Raw genomic sequence first — 19,751 nt, 5'->3', positions numbered from 1 at the left:
AGCGACGAGTCCGTTAGTTGCTGTTGGGGATTCGGTAGAAGTGTTCCTTCTTGATCCGGACGAGCGTTATGAGCGACTCCGTCGCGCCCGCTTCGGCGCGACGGAGTCATGCGTCTATTGATACCTGTTCGTTTCGATAGAACGTGTAGCTGTTGGCGAGCCGCCTCGATATATCATATAGAGCAGAGTAGTTGAAATGAGGACGTCCGCGCCATGTTCAACGAGATGATGGACAGTCATTGGAACGAGTCCAAGGACTGTTCCAAGCCCGACAACAGAGCGAGCCACGAGTATCCCTAAGACGAACGTAATCAACAAATAGCGGACGGTTTGTCGCCTCAAATACGCGATAAGGCTGATTCCGAACAGGATAACCGTACCGACCACCGCAAGAACGATTATCAGGACGAGAAGGGGAGCCAGTTGCGGATCCAGCCATTCGCTACCCCAAAAATTCACAGCGAACATGGACGATACTGGTGATTGGAGCATAAACTATCTATGGGGCCGTGTTGAATCGCCATAAGGTGGTGCAATTCACTGTTCCACGCCTCGCTTGATGTTATAGACGACACACATCAAAGCGATTTCTCGGAACTCCCGAAATCGGACCGCGCTCGCACGGCGAGCCGTGCGAGCGCTTGACAGCCGAGTTGACCGTCTCAATCATAGAGCGCTGATGTAGCGCTGGCGGTCAATTCTGGCGTTGTGCGTGTGGTCATAGGGTACGAAGATGCGATGCTCTATTTCACCATTTAGCCGAATTGAGTTACCATCTCTGGTTCGATTCTAGAAGGGAAAATCGACACCCTCACTGAGCCCTACGAGATTGTTAATGCGACGTACAGTTGTCCAATTCCGCCCAGTATAAGCAGTACACCAGCAGCCGATATCAACCGATCGGGACCAACGACGCGCTCAATGTCCAGCGAACGCCCGGTTGCGATAGCGACTGTTGTAGCGAGCATCAACACGGCGACGACGCCTCCATATGCGCCGAGAACTACTGCAGTTTCTGTCGGTGGAAGTGTCGTCGCTCGCAGTGCTACGCCAAGGAACACTGGAAGTACACAGGCAGCCGACGCTAGCGCGTAGAGTGTGCCAAAAAACCCGAAGCCAGCAACGGTAGCCCGCCGTTCAGGGAGTGGTACATGAAAACTCCCTGTCCACCCTTGAAGAACCGCTAGGCCAAATCCGACCAGAAAGATTCCCACCAAAAGTTCGATCACGTGTAGGGCACTCTCAACAATATCGCTTGCGGTCACGGTGACAGCAGCTAGGAGACCAAAGGCCACCAATACGCCCACAGCGGCTGCAGTGCCTCTCACGACAGCACCAGCGAGTGGTGCCCTATTGCTGTCGGTCGCAGAGACATAGTACCCGATATAGCCCGGAAGTAAGGCATATGAACAGGGGGCAAAAAACGTCGCTGCCCCCGCCCCAATTGCAAGAGTTAGCGTTGCGTACGGTTCAGTACTCACCGAGTACACCTCCATTTTGAGTCCAATTTCCGAGCATTATGTTACAGATCATACCGTAGCGTTACTCTTCGCCCATCGCCGATCGAATCCCCTTGATTAATTCATCAGCGGTAGCATCGCCGCGATGTTCCCAGACGACGCGGTTATCGGAATCTAGCGCGTAGGCATACGGCACACCAGAAGGGTCCAATCGCTCCGTTAATTCAAGCTCGGAATCCAATGCGACTGGCCAGTTACCGTCGTGCTCTTCTAACCATTCAACGACCTCTTCACGAGTGGTCGTGATGCCTACCGGTTCGTTGGTTACCGACAAGAACTGCACTTCATCATTAACTTCCTCGTGGGCGACAGCGAGCTCAGGCATCATTCCCTGGCAAACAGTACACCAAGTTGCAAAGAATTTTATAAACGTCGGCTCACCCAGTGCAGGGACAGTGACAGTCTCACCGGAACTACCGGCTGTATCCACCGTCTCTAGGTCAACCGGCTGGATCCCGGCAGCTCCGTCGGGCCCGCCAAGCTTTCCGAACGCCAACGCGATACCTCCGCCTAGTGTTACTAAGCTACCGATGCCAGCGAGAAGGTCGCGCCGCCGCATGGTCACCACCGTTCACGGAGTGTCTCGACATCTTCAAGAGCTGTCGCAGGGTTCGGCGGCTCGCGGGTATATGTCCGCTCAACGTAGCCATCAGCGTTTGCCAATATGACGACGTTATTGTGAACCCATGCCATGTTTTCCATCTCTCGATCGTCCTCTGGTACGAACTCGGAGAGAACGCCAAAGGTATCGGTAACTTCTTCAGCCCGTTGTCGGCTTTCTGGGCGAAGGAACCACCAGTTTCCGATATCGAGGTCAGCCCCTCGTTCTTCGCTGTATTCGGTGATCTGTTCTGGGGTATCGTATTCCGGGTCGAAGGTTATTGGAAGAAACGCAAACTCGTCGGCAAATTCGTCCTTGATAGATGCCGCCTGTGCCTGCACAAGAGGTTCGACCAGCCGTGGACAGACCTCCGAGCAGCGCGTAAATATGCCGGTCAACATGACGTGCCGATCACCGACGAACTCCCGGGTCGATACCTCACGATCGTGAAGGGGCGCGGGGGCAGTCGCTGCCGGGAGTTCCTCTCCGTGAATTGGGTATGGTAAATCGGCTTCGGAACGCTGGTCATACTCCTCCGGCAGGTCAAGCACGACATTATCATTAGCACCAGTTGAGCCCAGCGAAAGGATGTCCGAACAGCCGGCCAGTGTCCCAGTGAGCATTGCCGCTCCGGTGCCCCGAAGAACAGTCCGGCGACCAATATCGGATCGGTTAGAAGCCATCTTAGACGAAGTTATGCATGGATAACTAAGAGATGATTGGTGCGAATCTCGAAATCGTCGAACGAGCGAGGGAATTTTACAGAGGTATCGAAGGGAATGCCACGGGTCAAGTCCCAAGGCGATTCACAACCCTTCAACTTTTCATCCCTTGGTCCAGAATTGAGCTCTACAGCGCTACTCTCGAAGGATCGGAATATCAGTGAGATTACTACTCCGTCGGGCTACAATCTCTCAGAATGAGCGACGTTCGATTAGGACGGTCGGATGCGTTCACTCAGGGCTAGCATGCCGAGAATAAGTACTGCACCTGTCTCCGCGATCTTACTAACCAGCGCAAACGGATCATTGAGGAGGTGATCAAGCAATATCTGTACCACAGGGTCCTCATGGTAATGGGGATCGAGACCGATTGTCTCGAGCGGAAGGAGGGTGTCGGCGTAACCGAACGCATGCCAGTCAGCGAAGGTGACAATATATAGAGCCATCAATACAGCTCCGAACGCATAAGCCGGAATTGGTGCGATACGGTTGGTGAGATATGCCCCAATCAGAGCATAGGCGACGAGTGCAGCAAGAATGAATAGCACCGGTAACGTGGCGGTTCCCTCATTCAAGCCGAGTGACTCATAGAGCCCAAGTATGCCGACGATGAGATGAACTGTTGCCGAAATAAATACGAGCCCACCAGCCAGATAAACCAATCGCCACGACAGTTGTTCGTTCATACCTGAAATAACTGTGGTTCTCATTTGCGTTTTGTGGTTCATTTACCGAATTGTGTGGTAATCTAATGGACCATCCAGTAAATCCGTACCAATTGCGATTCCCACCGTAGATAGACTTGCGCAGCGGTGTCGAAGCATGTCTCTGGCGATCCTGTGAACGAGCTATCCGCCCCTCAGTACTGGCAAGACTGGGAGAACAGCGGCTGACGGGATGATTCGGCAGTTGTTGCACTCTCTGGCCAGACCTGGGGCACGATTTCACGAAGTCAGAGCCGATACGGAGCTTCCATCCTCCCGGTTTTCCTGATCGAATCAGCAACTACTGTGAACGGGTGGGTTTCCGTGCTGTTGCCGCTATGATTTCCGTACTCAGAAGCCGTTGCCGTCTCCGTCTTCGATGTTGAAGTTGTGCGGCGCTCCGTCAAGGCACTTCTAAACAACCGAATTTTTGTTAGTATAAATTAGATTGTGGATCATTTGATTTTCCCATACACAACCCTCTGCCGGTCAGCCTTCCGTATCTTTCGACGCTAGTAAGGGCGTTTGATTGGATCAAGATGACAGTCTGACGAATGGTGCTGCGTCTGTCGGGGCAACTGTACGATCTGAGCCCTAATTGACGACCTGCGTTACTCGCTGTTCTCTCCTATTTCATCGGTATCTTCGGTTTCTTCGACTGGCTTGAGATTGGCTTCCATCCGTTCGTATTTAGCTTTACGAAGCTCGTCTTCTGACGGCATCTTCGGCACGAACGACGTGCCTTCAGGGAGGTTAATGTCCTGATCTTGCATTGGGTCCGAATCGGTGACCATTTTGCGAATCTCCATATCCCGATTGATTTTCCCGATCAGCTGCTCGAACGTCGTCTCACGTTCCTGCCGAACCCGCCGGAGCTCTCGAATCTTCCGCTCGAACTCCGTCTGCACTGCCCAATCATACACACGACGCCCGAGGATGGTGAGCTCATACCGCTTCTCTGTCCCATGCTCGGTTGGCCAGTGACTCACCGTGAACACCTCACGCTCAACGCCTTCAGAGAGTCGCGAGGAGACCGTCGATCCACTTACCGCAACCGCGTCGACGAGTGCGTTGAACGTCGCTGTTCCCGTTCCGATCTCCGTGATAAGTTCCGCCGCTCCCTTCTTCCGAAGAAACGACTCGAGTTCGTCCAATCCCATCGTACCTACCTGTTCTCAGTCTACTACTATAACTCCAACCGATATCCGATTCATACTGATTCTTGACTTACACCGTATTCTGGCCACAATCAATTCTCCAAGTATAGCACGCATACCTCTTCATATGTCCCCCACCACAAGCCAAGAGCAGACAACCGGCACTAATGCACAATCATATTTTCACTCTATCCTACACTGATATTCGCTCCTTCACAGCAGACGCTTCTACACACGATCACTCCAGTATCTGGTCGACCGCAGCCCAAAAACAGAGCAGCTTGTCCTGGAGGTGGCTCAATGCCAACTGATCCGTCGGCTGTTGCTGAGTCAATCATTGTTCACGCGGAGACGCTCTGTGAGCGTGAAGACCACCTCTGGGATGTCATCCGTAAACTCTCAATCCCCGTCAACGAACTGGAGGACGCCCGCGATCAGAACCGCGTAACCTTTGGAACTGACGAGATGTTCCGCACGCTCTTGTTCAAAGGGATTCGAGGCATCTCCCAGAATGAATTAGCGCAACGACTTGGACGGGAGCCGAGCTTAGTCAAGAGCTTCCACCTCGATATCACCGATCTCTCGGATACACCCACTCAACAAGAGCTTTCGTACACGCACGCGCAATTCAGCGAAGATACCCAAGAGATCCTTAATCAGACGGTTGCTGGTATCCGGAAAGTTGCTCTCGACAACGACGTCCTCACGGAAGGCCTCGTTCCGTCAGTCCCAGCCGACGCCGAGGAGGAGTCACAAAGCGCGAACGAGTATAAGAAAGAGAAGGCCCAGAAGACGCTGACGCTCGCTCGAAAACACGTTATCCCTGAGTTCGACACGCACCGAGCAGCCCACAAGACGTACTCCGACGAGGTAATGCTGGATATGTTTGCGAGTATCTGCGCGAACAACGGTAGTGCTCATTCAGAAGCCGAGTACGGCTGGCTCACCGACGACGAACTCATCTGCGACGACTCGACCTTCCTACGGGCAATCAAGAAGATAGCCATGCCCAAAGACTCGGACGGCCAGCTCACGTTCGAGGACTTCGAGGACGATAACTCGATGCCCGAGATCGACCAGATTCGGGACGCTATTATGACGGCGTTCAACGCCGCGACGGAAAACATCATCAACTCGATCCGTGGTGACGATCCCTTCGACTCTCGTCAGACCGTTGCGGCGATCGACATCACCCACGAGCAGTTCCACGTCTGGCCGTGGGAGGACAAGGAGGCGGGGATCACGAAGCCAGACTACCCGAAGATGGTGAGCGGGTACAAGAAAGACGGCGAGTACAAGCGCGGGTACAAGTACGCCACTATCACGCTGGTTGGAGACCACGCACCGATCGTTCTCGGTATTGAGCCGGTCAAAGAGAACTCTGCGTGGGAACCCGACGACTCTCCATCGTACTCGAAAGCCGACTTAGTAAGTCGGTTGCTTGACCGGGCCGAGCAGTTCGTCGACCTGGATCTGGTGATGTTCGATCGTGGATTCTACGTCAATCGCGTGTACGCCGACGTTCACGATCGCGGGCTCACGTACCTCTCGCCGGTTCCGACATATGAGGATGATTTAGAGGATATCCAAAATATTCAGAAACATCCAACGGCGGACGAAGCTGTCAAGCACAACGTCCCGTTCGGAATCGACGGTGAGGTCCACCACGAGGCTGAGTTCCTCTATGCTCCCAGTACGAGCGATGATGCTGACGGAAAGTACGCGGTGTTCGTAACGAACCAGGACTGCGTCGAGCCCGAAGAAATCTCGAGTGTCGTGAACGGGTACAGTCGTCGATGGGACATCGAGAACCAGTACAAGTCGATCAAGGATTTCATGCCGAAGACATCATCGACAGATTACCGGCTTCGGCTGTGTAACTTCGCGCTGTCGACGCTGATCTACAATCTGTGGCGGCTGACGGATTATCTAATCAAGGTCGCGCTCGACGAGCCGATCCGGTCACCGCCAGTGATCACAGCAAAGACGTTCGTGCGGGCGTTAGGCGACTTCTTGCGTGAGTTCGGGTAACGCTTTTCTCACTCTGGGTTCACTGATTCGGTAGCGGTTGCGCTGTCGGTTTTTGCGGATTTCGAACTAACTATCATATCTATGAATGGTCCGTAGTTGCTAATTCGGTCTCGTCCGATTTTCGCACCGGATTTGTAGTCACTAACTCGTGAATTTCCGAGTTTCATTTGTAGGTTTATAAGCACGCGAAGAATGTGGGATGGAGAGTCACCGGTCGCAAATGCACCGGAAAACGCCGGGAGCGACCTTGATGGAGCGGTCGAGGCGCTCGCCAACGAGATCCGGGAGGCCGACCGAGCCGTCGCGCTCACGGGCGCCGGGCTCTCGGCGGCCTCGGGAATCCCGACGTTCCGCGGCGACGACGGTATTTGGGGTGACGCGTTCGACGAGGAGGCGTTCCACGTCGCACGATTCGAGCGCGATCCGGCGGGGTTCTGGGCGGACCGGCTCGACCTGTACGACCACATGGAGCCCGACGGCGGCGCCGCGCCGAACGCGGCTCACGAGGCGCTTGCCGACCTTACGAACGCCGGCGTGCTCGATGGGGTGATCACCCAGAACACCGACGGTCTCCACCGGGCGGCGGGGACGGCGGACGTGGTTGAACTCCATGGGACGAACGCCCGGGTGGTCTGCATCCGCTGCGGTGAGGAGGCGCCCGCCGGCCCGGTCCGCAAGCGGGCGCGAAACGGCGAGCTCCCGCCGACCTGCGACTGCGGCGGCCCGTTCAAACCCGACGTGGTGCTGTTCGGCGAGCTGTTACCGCAGGAGGCACACCGACGTGCGAAGTCGCTGGCTGCGGCGAGCGACGTGTTCCTCGCGGCGGGGTCGTCGCTCACCGTAGACCCGGCGGCATCGCTGCCGACTCACCGACAGGGTGGGACGCTCGCCGTCGTCAACCTCGACCGGACGCGATACGCGGGCAACGCCGACTATGACCTCCGAGTTGACGTGACCGAGGTGCTACCCGCGCTCGCCGAGCGCGTGCTCCGCGACGACTGAGCCCCGGCAACCGCCGGAGGGTGGTCGGCGAACGACGTGTTTGGACCATCTGAAGTTTGTGAAAATTCTACAATTTGTAAACTGTGGGTGATCTGCATGTGTTGTGGGATTTCCGGCGACGCTCGCGCTCAAATTAGCATCGTCTTTGACTGGCCTCCGACCTCTCTAGTTGGTCCGTCCGGAGGTGACCCGCACGTCGGGGTTCACCCGGGGTTGTCGCTCACTTGCGCCGTTCCGCCCCCTACGCTTAATCCGACTCCGGGTGAACCGCCGTCCATGATCACGACGGATCGGATGGCGGCCGTCGACGCCAACGCGGCAGCGCTCGGCGTCCCGCGCAAACAGCTGATGGAGTCGTCGGGCAATGCCGTCGCCCGCGAAGTGCGAGCAATCGCCGACCCGGACGACGAGGTCGCACTCGTCTGTGGCCGGGGGAACAACGGCGGCGACGCCTTCGTCGCCGCGCGCTTCCTCTCCGAGTACGATACCACCGTTCACCTCCTCGGGCGCCCGGAGTCGATCACGACCGACATCGCCCGCGAGAACTGGGCTGCGCTGCAAGAAGCCGACATGTCGGGTGAAACGGTGACGGACTCCACGACCCTCGACCTCGGTGAACCGGATGTCGTCGTCGACGCGATGCTCGGGACGGGCATCGCCGGCGCCCTCCGCGAGCCGGAGCGCACGGCTGCGACACGGATCAACGACGCCCGCGAGGAGGGCGCGACGGTCGTCGCGGTCGACGTTCCGTCGGGAATCGACGCCGACACTGGAGCATCCACGGGCGGGGACGACGCGCTCGCCGTCGGCGCCGACCGTGTAGTGACCTTCCACGACGAGAAGCCCGGACTCGACGACCTTGATGCAGACGTGACCGTCGCGGACATCGGTATCCCGGAGGCCGCCGAGCGTTTCACTGGACCAGGTGACCTGCTCGGAATCGGACGGGAGCCGGACTCGCACAAGGGCGAGAACGGCGAGGTGCTCGTCGTGGGTGGCGGGCCGTACACGGGCGCGCCGGCGCTCTCGGCGCGGGCGGCGCTGCGCGCGGGCGCCGACCTCGTGCGCGTCGCCTGTCCGGCGTCGGTCGCCCGGGAGGTGCAGGGATTCTCGGAGAACCTGATCGTCCACGGCTTTCCCGGCGAGACGCTCGCATCCGCCCACCTCGACCGGATCCGGGAGTTGGCGACGGGCCACGACACGGTCGTCTTCGGGCCGGGACTCGGCGACGCCGACGCGACGCTCGCGTTCGTCCGCGAGTTCCTCGCCGAGTTCGCCGGCCGGGTCGTCGTCGACGCCGACGCGCTCCAAGTCGTCCCCCACGTGGAGACGGACGCGGAGCTGGTCTGTACCCCCCACCAGGGAGAGTTGCTGAAGATGGGCGGCGAAACCGCCGACGACCCGGACGAACGCGCCGCGCTCGTGGGCGAGTTCGCCGCCGAGCTCGGCCACACGCTGCTCGTGAAGGGAGCGGTCGACGTGGTCGCCGGACCCGACGGCGAGGTGCGGCTCAACCGCACCGGCAACCCCGGGATGACGGTGGGCGGCACCGGCGACGTGCTTGCGGGCGCGCTCGGCGCGCTCGCCGCGACGAACGACCCCTTCGAGGCGGCCGCCGTCGGCGTCTACATCAACGGGCGGGCGGGTGATGCGGCCGTCGAGGACCGGGGCTACGGGCTCGTGGCGACGGACTTAATCGACCGGCTCCCGCAGGCGTTGTACAGCAATGAGTGAGGAGACGGACTCTCAGATCGACGAGGAGACGCCGACCGAGGCGGACGCCGGCGACGAGCTCACCCACACGACCGAGGCCGGCGACGTGCAGATGGTTGACGTGGGCGCGAAACCCGACACCAGCCGCCGAGCGGAGGCCCGGGGGACGATCCACCTGACCGAATCGACGATCGACGCCATTCGCGCCGACGAGGTCGGGAAGGGTGACGTGCTTGCCACCGCCCGAATCGGGGCCATTCAAGCCGTCAAACACACCTGGGAGACGATCCCGATGTGCCACCAGATCCCGATCACGAACGTCGACACGACGTTCGCGGTCGAGGACGACCGCGTCGAGCTGTCCGTCGTCGTCGAAACCACGGGGAAGACGGGCTGCGAGATGGAGGCGCTGGAGGGCGTCACCACCGGGCTCAACGTCGTCTGGGACATGGTGAAGGCGGCCGAGAAGGACGCCGACGGCGGCTACCCCGACACCCGGATCACGGACGTCGAAGTCGTCGAGAAGCGAAAAGAGCGGATCGAAAACTGAAACGCCGACGTTGGAGGGTCCGTCCTTCCGGTTCTCCCCTCAGTCGTCGGCGGGCGCCGCGTCGTCGACGCCGTCCCCGTCATCGACCGTCACCGCGATCTCCGCGGCAGCGGCTTTGTACTCGGGAATCTTCGCGCGCTCGTCGAGCACGTCGTTCGTGAGCCGGTTGGCCGAGGCGGCCGCGAAGTGCGGCGTCGTCCAGACGACGCCCTCCTTGATCGCGTCGGTCACCTGCGCTTTCACGTCGATCTCGCCGCGCCGCGAGCGAAGCGTGACGGTGTCGCCGTCCTCGATGTCGTAGCGCTCGGCGTCGTTCGGATGCACGTCGACGAAGTTCTCCGGGTGCTGGCGGTTGAGCGTCGGCGAGCGCCGGCTCATCGTCCCCGTGTTGTAGTGCTCCTCCAGCCGGGCCGTGGTGAGAATGAGGGGATACTCCTCGTCGGGAACCTCCGCCGGCGGCTGGTGGCGGACGCCCTCTATCTGTCCGAGGCCGTCATCCGTGTCGAACGACTCCTCGTAGAGGAACTGGTCGCCCTCGTCGCCCTCCTCGTAGCAGGGCCACTGGATCCCCTCCTCGCCGAGCGCGTCGTAGGTCATCCCGTGGTAGCTCGGGCACACCTGGCGAAGCTCCTCGAAGACGGCCTCCTCGTCTTCGAAGCGGAAGCCGTCCTCGCCGAACAGCCGACTGCCGACCTCCATCAGGATCTCGATGTCGTGTTCGGTGTTCTCGTGAACCTTCTCGACGCCGCGCATTCGCTGGACCCGGCGGTCCGTGTTCGTCACGGTGCCGCCGCGCTCCGCCCAGGTCGTGGCGGGGAGAATTACGTCCGCGAACTTGGCGGTCTCGGTCATGAAGATGTCCTGGACGACGATGAACTCCAGCTCCTTCAGTCGCTCCTCGACGACGTTGCCGTCGGGCTCGCTCATGACGGGATTCTCGCCCATCACGTAGAGGCCGTGGACGGACTTTCCGGCTTCGTGTGAGATCTCGACGTTGGTGAGCCCGGGTTCGCTCGGGATCTCGAAGCCCCACACGTCCTCGACGCTCTTGCGCGCCTCGTCGTCGTCGACCAGCTGGTACCCCGGGAGCACGTTCGGCATCGCACCCACGTCACAGGTTCCTTGGACGTTGTTCTGGCCGCGGAGCGGGTTGACGCCGGCGCCGGGTTTGCCGAGGTTGCCCGTAATGAGCGCGAGGTTGATCTCGTTTTGAACGTTGTCGACGCCGCAGGTGTGCTGGCTCATCCCCATCCCGGTGAAGATGGCGGCGTTGTTCGCCATCGCGTACGTCTCGGCGGCGCGTTCGAGGTCCTCAAGCGGGACGCCGCACTCCTCGGCGGCGGCTTCCTTGTCGAAGTCCGCGAGCGTCTCCTTGAGGTGGTCGAACCCCTTCGTGCGCTCCTCGATGAACGACTCGTCGATCCAGCCGGCGTCGGGCTCCGCCTCGTGACGCTCCAGAATCGTCTTGAGCACGACGTTCAGCAGGGGAATGTCCGTGCCCGGATTCAACTGGAGGTGCATGTGCCGCTCCGTCTCGTCGATCTTGAACGACTCCGTCGTCTTGTTGGCGTGCGGGTCGACCTGGATGACGGTCGCCCCCTCCAACACTGCTTGTCGGAAGTACTGGCTGTTGGCAATCGGGTGTTGCTCGCCGGGATTCGCCCCCTGGATCCAGAGCACGTCGGCGTGCTCCTCCAAGTCGGCCATGCTGTTCGTCATCGCGCCGGCGCCGAGGCTGGTGCGGAGTGCCCAGACGGTGGAGGCGTGACACATCCGCGTACAGTTGTCGACGTTGTTGGTGCCGTACCGTCGGGCGATCTTCTGGAGGAGGTAGTTCTCCTCGTTCATCGTCTTCGAGGAGCCGTAAAATCCCATGGCGTCGGGGTTGTACTCCTCGCGGATCCGCTCCATCTCCGAGACGACCCGGTCGTACGCCTCCTCCCAGGTCGCCTCGCGGAACTCGCCGTCCTCCTTGATCAGGGGCTCCGTCAGGCGGTCCTCGTGGTCGACGACCTGTGTCGCGGCGCCGCCCTTGATGCAGACGCGCCCCTCGTTGACGGGTGCGTCGCCCCACGGCTGGAACCGCATGTCGCCGGCGTCCTCCTCACCCGGGCGGACCGAGATCCCGCAGCCGACCCCACAGTACGGACAGATCGTGTTCACCGCCTCCTCACTCGCCATCCGCATCACCCACAGTGCGTGTGCTCATATGTCACGGATACGGACCGTTGATGTATGAGTGTACCGGTGAATGAATCGAGACTCATTATTTGGTCGCGTATTACGCCTTTCTACACCCCGTACCATTACTTTTGAATTCTTCATAAACGTTCACAATATTGGGTCTGGAAATGTTAAGTGTAATTGTCATGTAAATAGACTTACTTATGCTCGCGTAAACTGTTGACATGGATCATTCATGAAAGCAGTCGTCTATCAGGGACCCTACGAGGTCGCTGTCGAGGAGGTCGAGGAACCGGAGCTCAAACACCCGAACGACGTAATCGTCGACATCACGACCTCGTGCATCTGCGGGTCGGACCTGCACATGTACGAGGGCCGGACTGCCGCCGAGGAGGGGATCATCTTCGGCCACGAGAACATGGGAATCGTCTCGGCGGTCGGCGACGCCGTCTCCACGCTGGAGGAGGGCGACCGCGTCGTGATGCCGTTCAACGTGTCGTGTGGATTCTGTCAGAACTGTGAGGAGGGGTACACCGGATTCTGTACCAACGTCAACCCCGGCTTCGCCGGCGGCGCGTACGGCTACGTCGCGATGGGGCCGTATCCGGGCGGACAGGCCGAGAAGCTCCGCGTCCCGTACGCCGACCACAACGCGCTGAAGCTGCCGGAGGGGCGCGAACACGAGGACGCGTTCGCGCTGCTCGCGGACATCTTCCCGACCGGATGGCACGGCACGGAGCTCGCCGACCTCCAGCCCGGGGAGTCGGTCGCCGTCTTCGGGGCCGGCCCCGTCGGGCTCATGGCCGCCTACAGCGCCAAGATCAAGGGCGCCGCGGAGATCTACGTCGTCGACCAAGTGCCGAGCCGGCTGGAGCTCGCCGAGGAGCACTGTGACGCGACGGCGATCGACTTCAGCGAGGGCGACCCGGTCGACCAGATCATCGAGGAACACGGCGGGATGGTCGACAAGGGCGTCGACGCCGTCGGCTATCAGGCGACCGACCCGGACGACGTCGACCCGAACGAGGACGACTACTCGTACGACCCGGCCAAGGAGAATCCCGCGGTCGTCATCAACAACCTCATCCGCGTCGTGCGTCCCACCGGCCAGCTCGGGATTCCGGGGCTGTACGTCCCCGAGGACCCCGGCGCACCCGACGACATGGCCGCGCAGGGCCGACTCGGCATCGACTTCGGGAAGTTCTTCGAGAAGGGGCTCAAGTGCGGCACGGGCCAGTGTAACGTCAAGGCGTACAACCGCTACCTGCGGGACATGATCATTGAGGGGCGCGCCGACCCGAGCTGGGTCGTCTCACACCGCGTCAGCCTTGAGGAGGCGCCCGAGATGTACGAGGCGTTCGACGCCCGTGAGGAGGGCGTCACGAAGGTCCTGCTGGAGCCCTGAAACCGGAGTCGCTTCCGCTTCCGTTCACTTTCTTTCTACCTCACGCCCGGAGCCACGCCCGCGGATGCTCCTCGCGAAGATGCGACTGGTACGCCCCGACCAGCTCCGGGTAGGTGTCTGCGACCGCGTACCACTCACACAGGTCACACTCGCGCTCCACGCCGTCGTCTCCGGCCCGCACGTACCCGCCGCGTCTGTATCCGCTCATCGTGGTCCGTAAACCCCCGTCACGGTTCACGTTGTCGGCCCACAGGGGAACCGGTCGCGCGGGCGTCGCGCTTGGGGAAGAACGTCGCCGGAGCACGACGCCCGCCGGCGAAACGCGTAAGCGACTCCCACGCATGGGTGTGCGTATGTGCAAGTACTGCAACTACGCCTTCTCCGACGGCTGGGGAAAACTGCTGGAGTACGACGAAGTGTACCAGTCGGCGGTCGGCGGGGAGACCGAGTCGACACACGGGTTCCACGAGGAGTGGGACGATCTGCAGTCCGAACTCGGCATCTAGCCCCGGCTACGTCCGGATCGGGAACGCCTCGTCCGCGGCTGCCGGGCGGTCGCCGTCCGCGCCATCCGCATCGACCAGGAGGTCGTCGAGGTCGGCCCGGATCCGCGATTCGTCCATCTCCTCACCACCGATGAAAACGAGTCGACTCCGGCGGTCGTCGTCGGGGTCCCACTCGCCGATCGGGCCGGCCCGGACCGAAGTGCCGGCCCGGCTGACGCCGACCACGTCGTCGGTCCCGGCGACGTTCGCGACGCCCTTCGCGCGGATCACGGCGTCGTCGGAGTCGGCGAGCCAGTCCGCGAACGCCGTCGGGTCGAACGGCGTCGGCTCCCGGTAGACGAACGAGCCGACGCCGTGAGCCGCGGCGGCGCCCTCCTCGTGGTCGTGAGCGTGTCCTCCGTGGTCGTCGCTCTCCTCCGCGTGCTCGTGACCCTCGCTCTCCGCGATGGCCCGCTTCCAGCCGGCCGAGCGTCGCGCTTCCTCGAAGTCGAACCGCCCCGTGTCGAGCACCTCCCCGGGGTCGACCGCCGACTCCACCGTCCGGATCCGCTTCGCCCGCGGGCCGATCTCGGCGGCGACCGCCTCGATCCGGTCGACCACGTCGTCGGGGACCACGTCCGTCTTGTTCAACAGGAGCACGTCACAGAACTCGATCCCCTCGACGAGCACGTCGGCGAGGGGTCGGTCGGGGTCCGTCTCGCCCGCAGTCGGGAGGTCCTCGCCGGCGTCGAACTCCTTCCAGAAGCCGTAGCAGTCGAGCACCGTTACCATCGTGTCGAGCCGGAACCGCTCCGTCGGGTCGACGTCCGACTCATCGGTCCCCTCGAGGAACGCCCGAGCGACCGGCACCGGCTCGGAGATGCCCGACGACTCCACCAGCAGGTAGTCGAAGTCGCGGGCGTCGGCCAGCCGGCTCGCCTCGGACAGCAGGTCGTCCTGCAGCCGACAGCAGATACAGCCGTTCGAGAGGTCGACGATCCCCTCGTCGTCGTTCTCGCGAGCGACGAGCTCGGCGTCGACGTTCACCTCGCCCATGTCGTTGAGAATCACGGCGATCCGTCGGTCGCCGGGATTCGCCAGCAGGTGGTTGACGAGCGTCGTCTTCCCTGCCCCGAGATAGCCGCTGAGGACGGTAACTGGTATCCGGTTGTCGGACATATGTGTGCGAGTTGTTCACACTGTCGGTGCATCAAACCTCGGTCGCCCGCCGTCCCGGGAGTGGTTCCCCGACCGTCTACGTCGAGGGCGCCGGCGTGAGGTCGGCGGCCTTCGCGCGCGCCCGAGAGACGATGGTCGGCTTGGCCTCGAAGGTGACGGTGACGTGGTCGTCGCCGTACATCTCCTCCTCGACGTGGCCGTGGTCGTGGATCCACGAGACGAGGCTCATCGCGTCGTCGGAGAGCGGGAGCACGAGTCGCTCGTCCTCCCACGCGGGGAGTTCGGCCTCGACGCGGTCGCGGAGCTCGGCAACGCCGGCGCCCGTCCGTGCGGAGACGGCGACCGGATCGGGCGCCAGTCCGGAGAGGGCGGCGCGTTTGTCGGCCAGCTCGCCGGGCGCCAGCCGGTCGACCTTGTTGAACACGGTGACGATGGGCGCCTCGTTGCGCTCGTACAGCGTGTCGTGGCTCGTGACCAGCTTCTCGCGCATCTCCTCGACCGGCTCGCTGGCGTCGACGACGAGCAAGACGAGGTCCGCGCGGTAGACGGAGTCGAGCGTCGACTCGAACGACTCGACGAGCCAGTGGGGGAGATCGGAGATGAACCCGACAGTATCCGTGAGGAGTACGTCCCGCTTGTCCATCTCGGCGCGGCGCGTGGTCGTGCCGAGCGTCGTGAACAGCATGTCCTGTGACTCCGCCGTCGTCCCGAGGTCGGGGTGCCGGTCGACGTTCTCGTCGACGTCGAGCTCGGCGGCGAGCTGGCGCATCAGCGTGGACTTACCGGCGTTGGTGTAGCCGGCGAGCGCCACGAGGTCGAAGCCGGACGCGCGGCGCTGCTCGCGACGCGACTCCTCCTTCTCGGCGATCGACTCCAGCTCGTCGCGGATCTCCGAGATCTGGCGTTTGATGTCGCGTTCGACGCTCTCGTCGTACTCGCCGAGCCCCATGAACCCGGGGCGCTCGTCGCGTTTCGCGAGGCTGGCTTTCGCCTCGGCTCGTGGGAGCTCGTAGCGGAGCTCGGCGAGCTCGACCTGGAGCTGGGCCTTGCGGGTGTTCGCTCGCTGGCCGAAGATCTCGAGGATGAGCGTGAACCGGTCGACCACCTCGACCCCCTCAGGGAGTTCCCCGCCGATGTTGAACATCTGGTACGGGCCGACGGAGTTGTCGATGATGACGCAGTCGGCGTCCGCCCGGACCACAAGGTCGCGGAGCTCGGCAACCTTCCCCTCGCCGAACATGAAGGCGGCGTCCTCCGTTCGGGTCTGCGAGAGCTCGGCGACCACGTCGTAGCCGGCGGCTTCGGCCAGCTGGGTGATCTCGGTCAGGTCCGCTTCTCCCTCGTCAACGCGTTTTGCGACGACCGCTCGATTGCCGGCGTCGCTGCTCATTGGAGGAGACCTCTGGCGGCGTACGCGGCGTGATGTGCTGCCTGCACTGTTTCGCGTTCACCTATGCTCTCGACGTATTTAAACTCGGGCTGGAAGGCGAGCCCGACGCGCCGTGCGGGCTCCTCGTAGAACTCGCCGCGCTCGGAGACGACGGGGCACTCCGGCGGCTCGGGGAGGTCGCCGACCGCCTCCGCCGTCAGCGCCACCGTCGCCTCCAGCGTCGGCTCCTCGCGCACGGCGGCGAACCCCATCCCCTCCACGGACCGGATGCGCGCGGAGTCGATCCGGGCATGGACCGCCGCCGCCACCATCAGATAGTCGCCGTTCTCCTCGTGGCGACCGCTGATGTCCACGCCAACAACGTCAGGGATGGCGACCGGTCACCTCGGTTCGAGTCACACGCCACGTCAGGAAGCGGATCGCGTCCATTGTCCGGGCGTACGCCTCCCGGCCGCTTGAAGGTTCGCGGTTGCCCCCACCCGAACCCCTTAGGCGCCGCCGCCGAATCCCCCGAGCGTGAACCTGCTTTCGGACCCGCGGCGTCGGCGCTGGGTGGCGTGGGGAGCGCTCGCGCTCGTCTTCCTGCTCGTCAATCTCCACCGGCTCTCGACCGGCGTGCTCTCCGAGGAGCTTCGGGCGGGATTCTCACTGTCAGCCGCCCAGCTCGGAACGCTCCACGCCGCCTTCTTCGTCGTCTACGCGCTGGTGCAGATCCCCACCGGCGTGCTCGTCGACCGGATCGGCCCGCGGTACGTGGGCGCCGGCGGCGCGGTCCTGTTGAGCCTCGGCGCCGTCGTATTCTCGTTCGGGGATGGCTACCTGATCGCGCTCGCCGCGCGCGGCTTGGTCGGGCTCGGCAGCGGCGTCATCTTCGTCTCCATCCTCCGATTCGCCGCCAACTGGTTCCGCGTCGACGAGTTCGCGACGATGACCGGGATGACGGGTGCGGTCGCCGGGCTCGGCGCCATTCTCGCCACCACGCCGCTGGCGGTCGCCGTCGACGCGATCGGGTGGCGAGAGACGATGCAGATCCTCGCCGGCGTCGGCTTCCTCGCGGGCGCAGCCGCCTACGTCCTCGTGCGCAACTCGCCGTCGGACGCCGGTCTGGAGCCGATCGAGGGCGTCCCCGACCAGCCGTCGGTCACCCTCGCGGAGACGCGCGAGTACCTCGGGCGACTCGCGCGCGACCGCGACCAGTGGCTGCTCTCGTCGGTCTTCTTCGCCACCAACGGCACGCTGCTCACGCTGATCGGGCTGTGGGGCGTCCCCTACCTCGTGGTGGTGTACGACTTCGACGTGACCACCGCCTCGCTGTTCACCCTCGTCGGCGCCGTCGGGATGCTGTTCGGCGGGCCGACCATCGGCTGGCTCTCGGACCGCTTCGAGAATCGGCACCTCCCGATGTCGCTCGGCGTCGCCGGCTTCTCGTTCGTGCTCGCCATCATCGCCGTCACGGGACGCCCACCGCTGTGGGTCGTCGCCGTCGTCTACGGCGTCTCCGGGTTCCTTATCGGCTCCGGGCTGCTCACCCTGACGCTCGTCAAGGAGCGGTACCCCTCCGGTGCGAGCGGCGTCGCCACGGCGACGGTGAACACCGCGGGGTTCGTCGGCGCCTCCCTGCTGCCGTGGGCGATGGGCGTCGCGCTCGACGCGTACACCACTGGCGAGACCGTCGGCGGCACCGTCGCCTACACCGAATTCGGCTACCGGGTCGCGTTCGGGATCGTCTCCGGCGTCCTCGCCGTCGCGTTCCTGGCGAGCCTCGCGCTCTGGCGGCGCGACGCGCGCGCTTAAAAGGGAGAGTGGGGCGCCGGAGGAAGAGACTCCCGGAACGCTAATTAGCAGCGTCTTTGCGAGGCTGTGGCGCGGCCGGCGAGCGTAGCGAGCCGGCTCGCGAGGGAGGTCGGCGGCGGCCGCGGCTGCGGTGCGGTCCCGCGGCCGCCGCCGACCGAGGCTGGGGAGGCGTGAGGTGCTGTGCGGTGCGGGGCGGGACTCAAAGGGGCAGTCGGCTCCGGGAAGACGGGCGACGCAAGCACTCAAAAGGCCGGGCGGTGCCGAGAGGCCTTTTGAGCGCGTGGTTCGAGAGAGCGCAGCTCTCTCGTCATCACGAAAATCTCCGATTTTCGGACGACAGCGAGCGTCCCGCGAGCATTGCGAGGGCGACCACAGGGAGCCCTCGATAGCGAACGGCGAAGCCGTGAGCAGCGAGCGGGACGACGGAAGTCGCAGCCCGCGAGCGCCCAACGGGCGCGAGCCGGACCGTCTTCCGGAACCCTCGACCGGAGCAGGCTGGGGCTTTGGAGGCGTTCGCCGGCGCTCACACCCCAGCAACCACTTAAAAACCGAACGCTCGAACGAATCCCGTTTAAAACTCGTCCTACCGGGTGCTCAGCTCGTCTTTGTCCTTGATGACGCGCGCCTCGCCCTCGCCGGAGGTGAGCTCGTTGACGAGGTCGTAGAGGTCGTTCTGGAGCCCGGCGGGGAAGGTGATCACGCCGACCCAGCCGCCGTCGTTCTGCCACTCCTCGCGTTCGAGGTCGCCGAACTCGCGGATCTGCGCCTGGCCGGAGCCTGCGTACTCCGGCGGGAGCTGGACCGCCATCGTCACTTCCTCGAACCGGATCGGGATGACGGGCCGGAGCGCTTCGAGGGCGTCGTCGATCTGGTTCTCGACGGGCTCCATCGGGTCCACGTCGAAGCCGGCCTCCTCCAGCGCGCGCTCGATCCGCTCGGGCGGGTGCGGGGAGTTGTCCATTTGCGGGTTGACGGCGTTGCGCGCAATGGTGTTGACGAGCTGTTTGTGCTTCTGTTCGAGCATCTCCTCGCGCTGCTCGGCCGTGATCTGGATCTCCCCCTTCTTGACGACCTGCGGGATGATCTCCAGCGGGTCGGTCGTGCCGAAGACGGTTTCCAGATCCCCCTCGGCCGGGCGGTCGCCGCGCGAGGCGTTCTCGAAGACGTCCTCCGCCGCGATCACGTCCTCGAGCTCGCCGTCGAACTCTCCGCGCTTCATCTCGAGTGCGGCGTCCGGGTCGATCAGCACCTCGAATCGCTCGCCGTGGGATTCGAGCCGGGCCGTCACCGCCTCGTCGAGTGATATCATGGGTA

General features: G+C 62.7%; 19 protein-coding genes and 1 pseudogene. 7 read left to right on the top strand and 13 right to left on the bottom strand.

All coding sequences use genetic code 11. The features are described from left to right. Nucleotides 1–114: 114 nt before the first annotated feature. The 7 genes and pseudogenes from ACYQ07_RS01255 to ACYQ07_RS01225 all read right to left on the bottom strand — a co-directional run bounded on the left by ACYQ07_RS01255 (nt 115) and on the right by ACYQ07_RS01225 (nt 4,707). A complete protein-coding gene (locus ACYQ07_RS01255) occupies nt 115–468 on the bottom strand; it encodes a DUF7471 family protein (RefSeq protein ID WP_071401733.1) in 354 nt (117 codons plus the stop codon). A gap of 69 nt (nt 469–537) precedes the next feature. Further along, nucleotides 538–747: pseudogene (locus ACYQ07_RS01250) on the bottom strand (transposase); the annotation flags it as partial. A gap of 74 nt (nt 748–821) precedes the next feature. Further along, nucleotides 822–1,496: a cytochrome c biogenesis CcdA family protein gene (locus ACYQ07_RS01245; protein ID WP_071401734.1), complete on the bottom strand. Its 675-nt coding sequence runs from the start codon at nt 1,494–1,496 to the stop codon at nt 822–824. A gap of 46 nt (nt 1,497–1,542) precedes the next feature. Next, entirely contained in the window at nt 1,543–2,079 is a 537-nt protein-coding gene (locus ACYQ07_RS01240) for a TlpA family protein disulfide reductase (RefSeq protein WP_071401735.1), read from the bottom strand. Nucleotides 2,080–2,081: 2 nt separating this feature from the next. Then, complete coding sequence (locus ACYQ07_RS01235) at nt 2,082–2,744, bottom strand: SCO family protein (RefSeq protein ID WP_168170977.1); 663 nt, start codon at nt 2,742–2,744, stop codon at nt 2,082–2,084. 311 nt (nt 2,745–3,055) lie between these two features. Further along, complete coding sequence (locus ACYQ07_RS01230; protein ID WP_071401737.1) at nt 3,056–3,529, bottom strand: hypothetical protein; 474 nt, start codon at nt 3,527–3,529, stop codon at nt 3,056–3,058. Nucleotides 3,530–4,158: 629 nt separating this feature from the next. Next, nucleotides 4,159–4,707 carry a hypothetical protein gene (locus ACYQ07_RS01225; protein ID WP_071401738.1) on the bottom strand — a complete coding sequence of 183 codons (549 nt, stop codon included), beginning with the start codon at nt 4,705–4,707 and terminating at the stop codon, nt 4,159–4,161. Nucleotides 4,708–5,004: 297 nt separating this feature from the next. Between ACYQ07_RS01225 and ACYQ07_RS01220 the strand changes: the two genes are divergently transcribed. The 4 genes from ACYQ07_RS01220 to moaC all read left to right on the top strand — a co-directional run bounded on the left by ACYQ07_RS01220 (nt 5,005) and on the right by moaC (nt 10,000). Continuing rightward, entirely contained in the window at nt 5,005–6,735 is a 1,731-nt protein-coding gene (locus ACYQ07_RS01220) for a transposase (RefSeq protein WP_071401739.1), read from the top strand. Nucleotides 6,736–6,927: 192 nt separating this feature from the next. Then, nucleotides 6,928–7,737 carry a Sir2 family NAD-dependent protein deacetylase gene (locus ACYQ07_RS01215; protein ID WP_459876254.1) on the top strand — a complete coding sequence of 270 codons (810 nt, stop codon included), beginning with the start codon at nt 6,928–6,930 and terminating at the stop codon, nt 7,735–7,737. A 276-nt stretch (nt 7,738–8,013) separates the two neighbouring features. Further along, nucleotides 8,014–9,471, top strand: a complete 1,458-nt coding sequence (locus ACYQ07_RS01210) for an NAD(P)H-hydrate dehydratase (protein WP_459876250.1) — start codon at nt 8,014–8,016, stop codon at nt 9,469–9,471. Further along, nucleotides 9,464–10,000, top strand: coding sequence for a cyclic pyranopterin monophosphate synthase MoaC (moaC, locus tag ACYQ07_RS01205; RefSeq protein ID WP_459876247.1), 537 nt, complete (start codon nt 9,464–9,466; stop codon nt 9,998–10,000). The genes ACYQ07_RS01210 and moaC overlap by 8 nt, the downstream gene beginning before the upstream one ends. Before the next feature lie 39 nt (nt 10,001–10,039). On the opposite strand, the gene fdhF is transcribed toward moaC, so the two are convergent. Beyond that, nucleotides 10,040–12,181, bottom strand: coding sequence for a formate dehydrogenase subunit alpha (gene fdhF, locus ACYQ07_RS01200; RefSeq protein WP_459876244.1), 2,142 nt, complete (start codon nt 12,179–12,181; stop codon nt 10,040–10,042). A 238-nt stretch (nt 12,182–12,419) separates the two neighbouring features. Between fdhF and ACYQ07_RS01195 the strand changes: the two genes are divergently transcribed. Further along, nucleotides 12,420–13,589 carry a glutathione-independent formaldehyde dehydrogenase gene (locus tag ACYQ07_RS01195; RefSeq protein WP_459876241.1) on the top strand — a complete coding sequence of 390 codons (1,170 nt, stop codon included), beginning with the start codon at nt 12,420–12,422 and terminating at the stop codon, nt 13,587–13,589. Nucleotides 13,590–13,629: 40 nt separating this feature from the next. Here the strand turns inward: ACYQ07_RS01195 and ACYQ07_RS01190 are convergent, their stop codons facing one another. Continuing rightward, nucleotides 13,630–13,797 (bottom strand): hypothetical protein, encoded by a 168-nt coding sequence (locus tag ACYQ07_RS01190; RefSeq protein ID WP_459876239.1) that lies wholly within the window; start codon nt 13,795–13,797, stop codon nt 13,630–13,632. Between the two features lie 145 nt (nt 13,798–13,942). Between ACYQ07_RS01190 and ACYQ07_RS01185 the strand changes: the two genes are divergently transcribed. Further along, nucleotides 13,943–14,095 (top strand): hypothetical protein, encoded by a 153-nt coding sequence (locus ACYQ07_RS01185; protein WP_459876236.1) that lies wholly within the window; start codon nt 13,943–13,945, stop codon nt 14,093–14,095. 6 nt (nt 14,096–14,101) lie between these two features. On the opposite strand, the gene ACYQ07_RS01180 is transcribed toward ACYQ07_RS01185, so the two are convergent. The 3 genes from ACYQ07_RS01180 to ACYQ07_RS01170 all read right to left on the bottom strand — a co-directional run bounded on the left by ACYQ07_RS01180 (nt 14,102) and on the right by ACYQ07_RS01170 (nt 16,996). Beyond that, nucleotides 14,102–15,253, bottom strand: a complete 1,152-nt coding sequence (locus tag ACYQ07_RS01180) for a CobW family GTP-binding protein (RefSeq protein WP_459876233.1) — start codon at nt 15,251–15,253, stop codon at nt 14,102–14,104. 76 nt (nt 15,254–15,329) lie between these two features. After that, nucleotides 15,330–16,643, bottom strand: coding sequence for a GTPase HflX (gene hflX / locus ACYQ07_RS01175; RefSeq protein WP_459876230.1), 1,314 nt, complete (start codon nt 16,641–16,643; stop codon nt 15,330–15,332). Then, nucleotides 16,640–16,996: a DUF2209 family protein gene (locus tag ACYQ07_RS01170; protein ID WP_459876227.1), complete on the bottom strand. Its 357-nt coding sequence runs from the start codon at nt 16,994–16,996 to the stop codon at nt 16,640–16,642. The genes hflX and ACYQ07_RS01170 overlap by 4 nt, the downstream gene beginning before the upstream one ends. A 163-nt stretch (nt 16,997–17,159) precedes the next feature. Here ACYQ07_RS01170 and ACYQ07_RS01165 point away from each other — a divergent pair, with 163 nt between their 5' ends. Continuing rightward, on the top strand, nt 17,160–18,437 hold the full coding sequence (locus ACYQ07_RS01165; protein ID WP_459876224.1) for an MFS transporter: 1,278 nt from the start codon (nt 17,160–17,162) through the stop codon (nt 18,435–18,437). Nucleotides 18,438–19,020: 583 nt separating this feature from the next. Here ACYQ07_RS01165 and ACYQ07_RS01160 read toward each other — a convergent pair. Beyond that, nucleotides 19,021–19,746, bottom strand: a complete 726-nt coding sequence (locus tag ACYQ07_RS01160) for a ribosome assembly factor SBDS (RefSeq protein WP_459876221.1) — start codon at nt 19,744–19,746, stop codon at nt 19,021–19,023. Nucleotides 19,747–19,751: the final 5 nt, after the last annotated feature.

The sequence above is a fragment of the Halorubrum gandharaense genome, from assembly GCF_054654575.1.
This window is presented reverse-complemented; position numbering and strand designations above follow the sequence as displayed.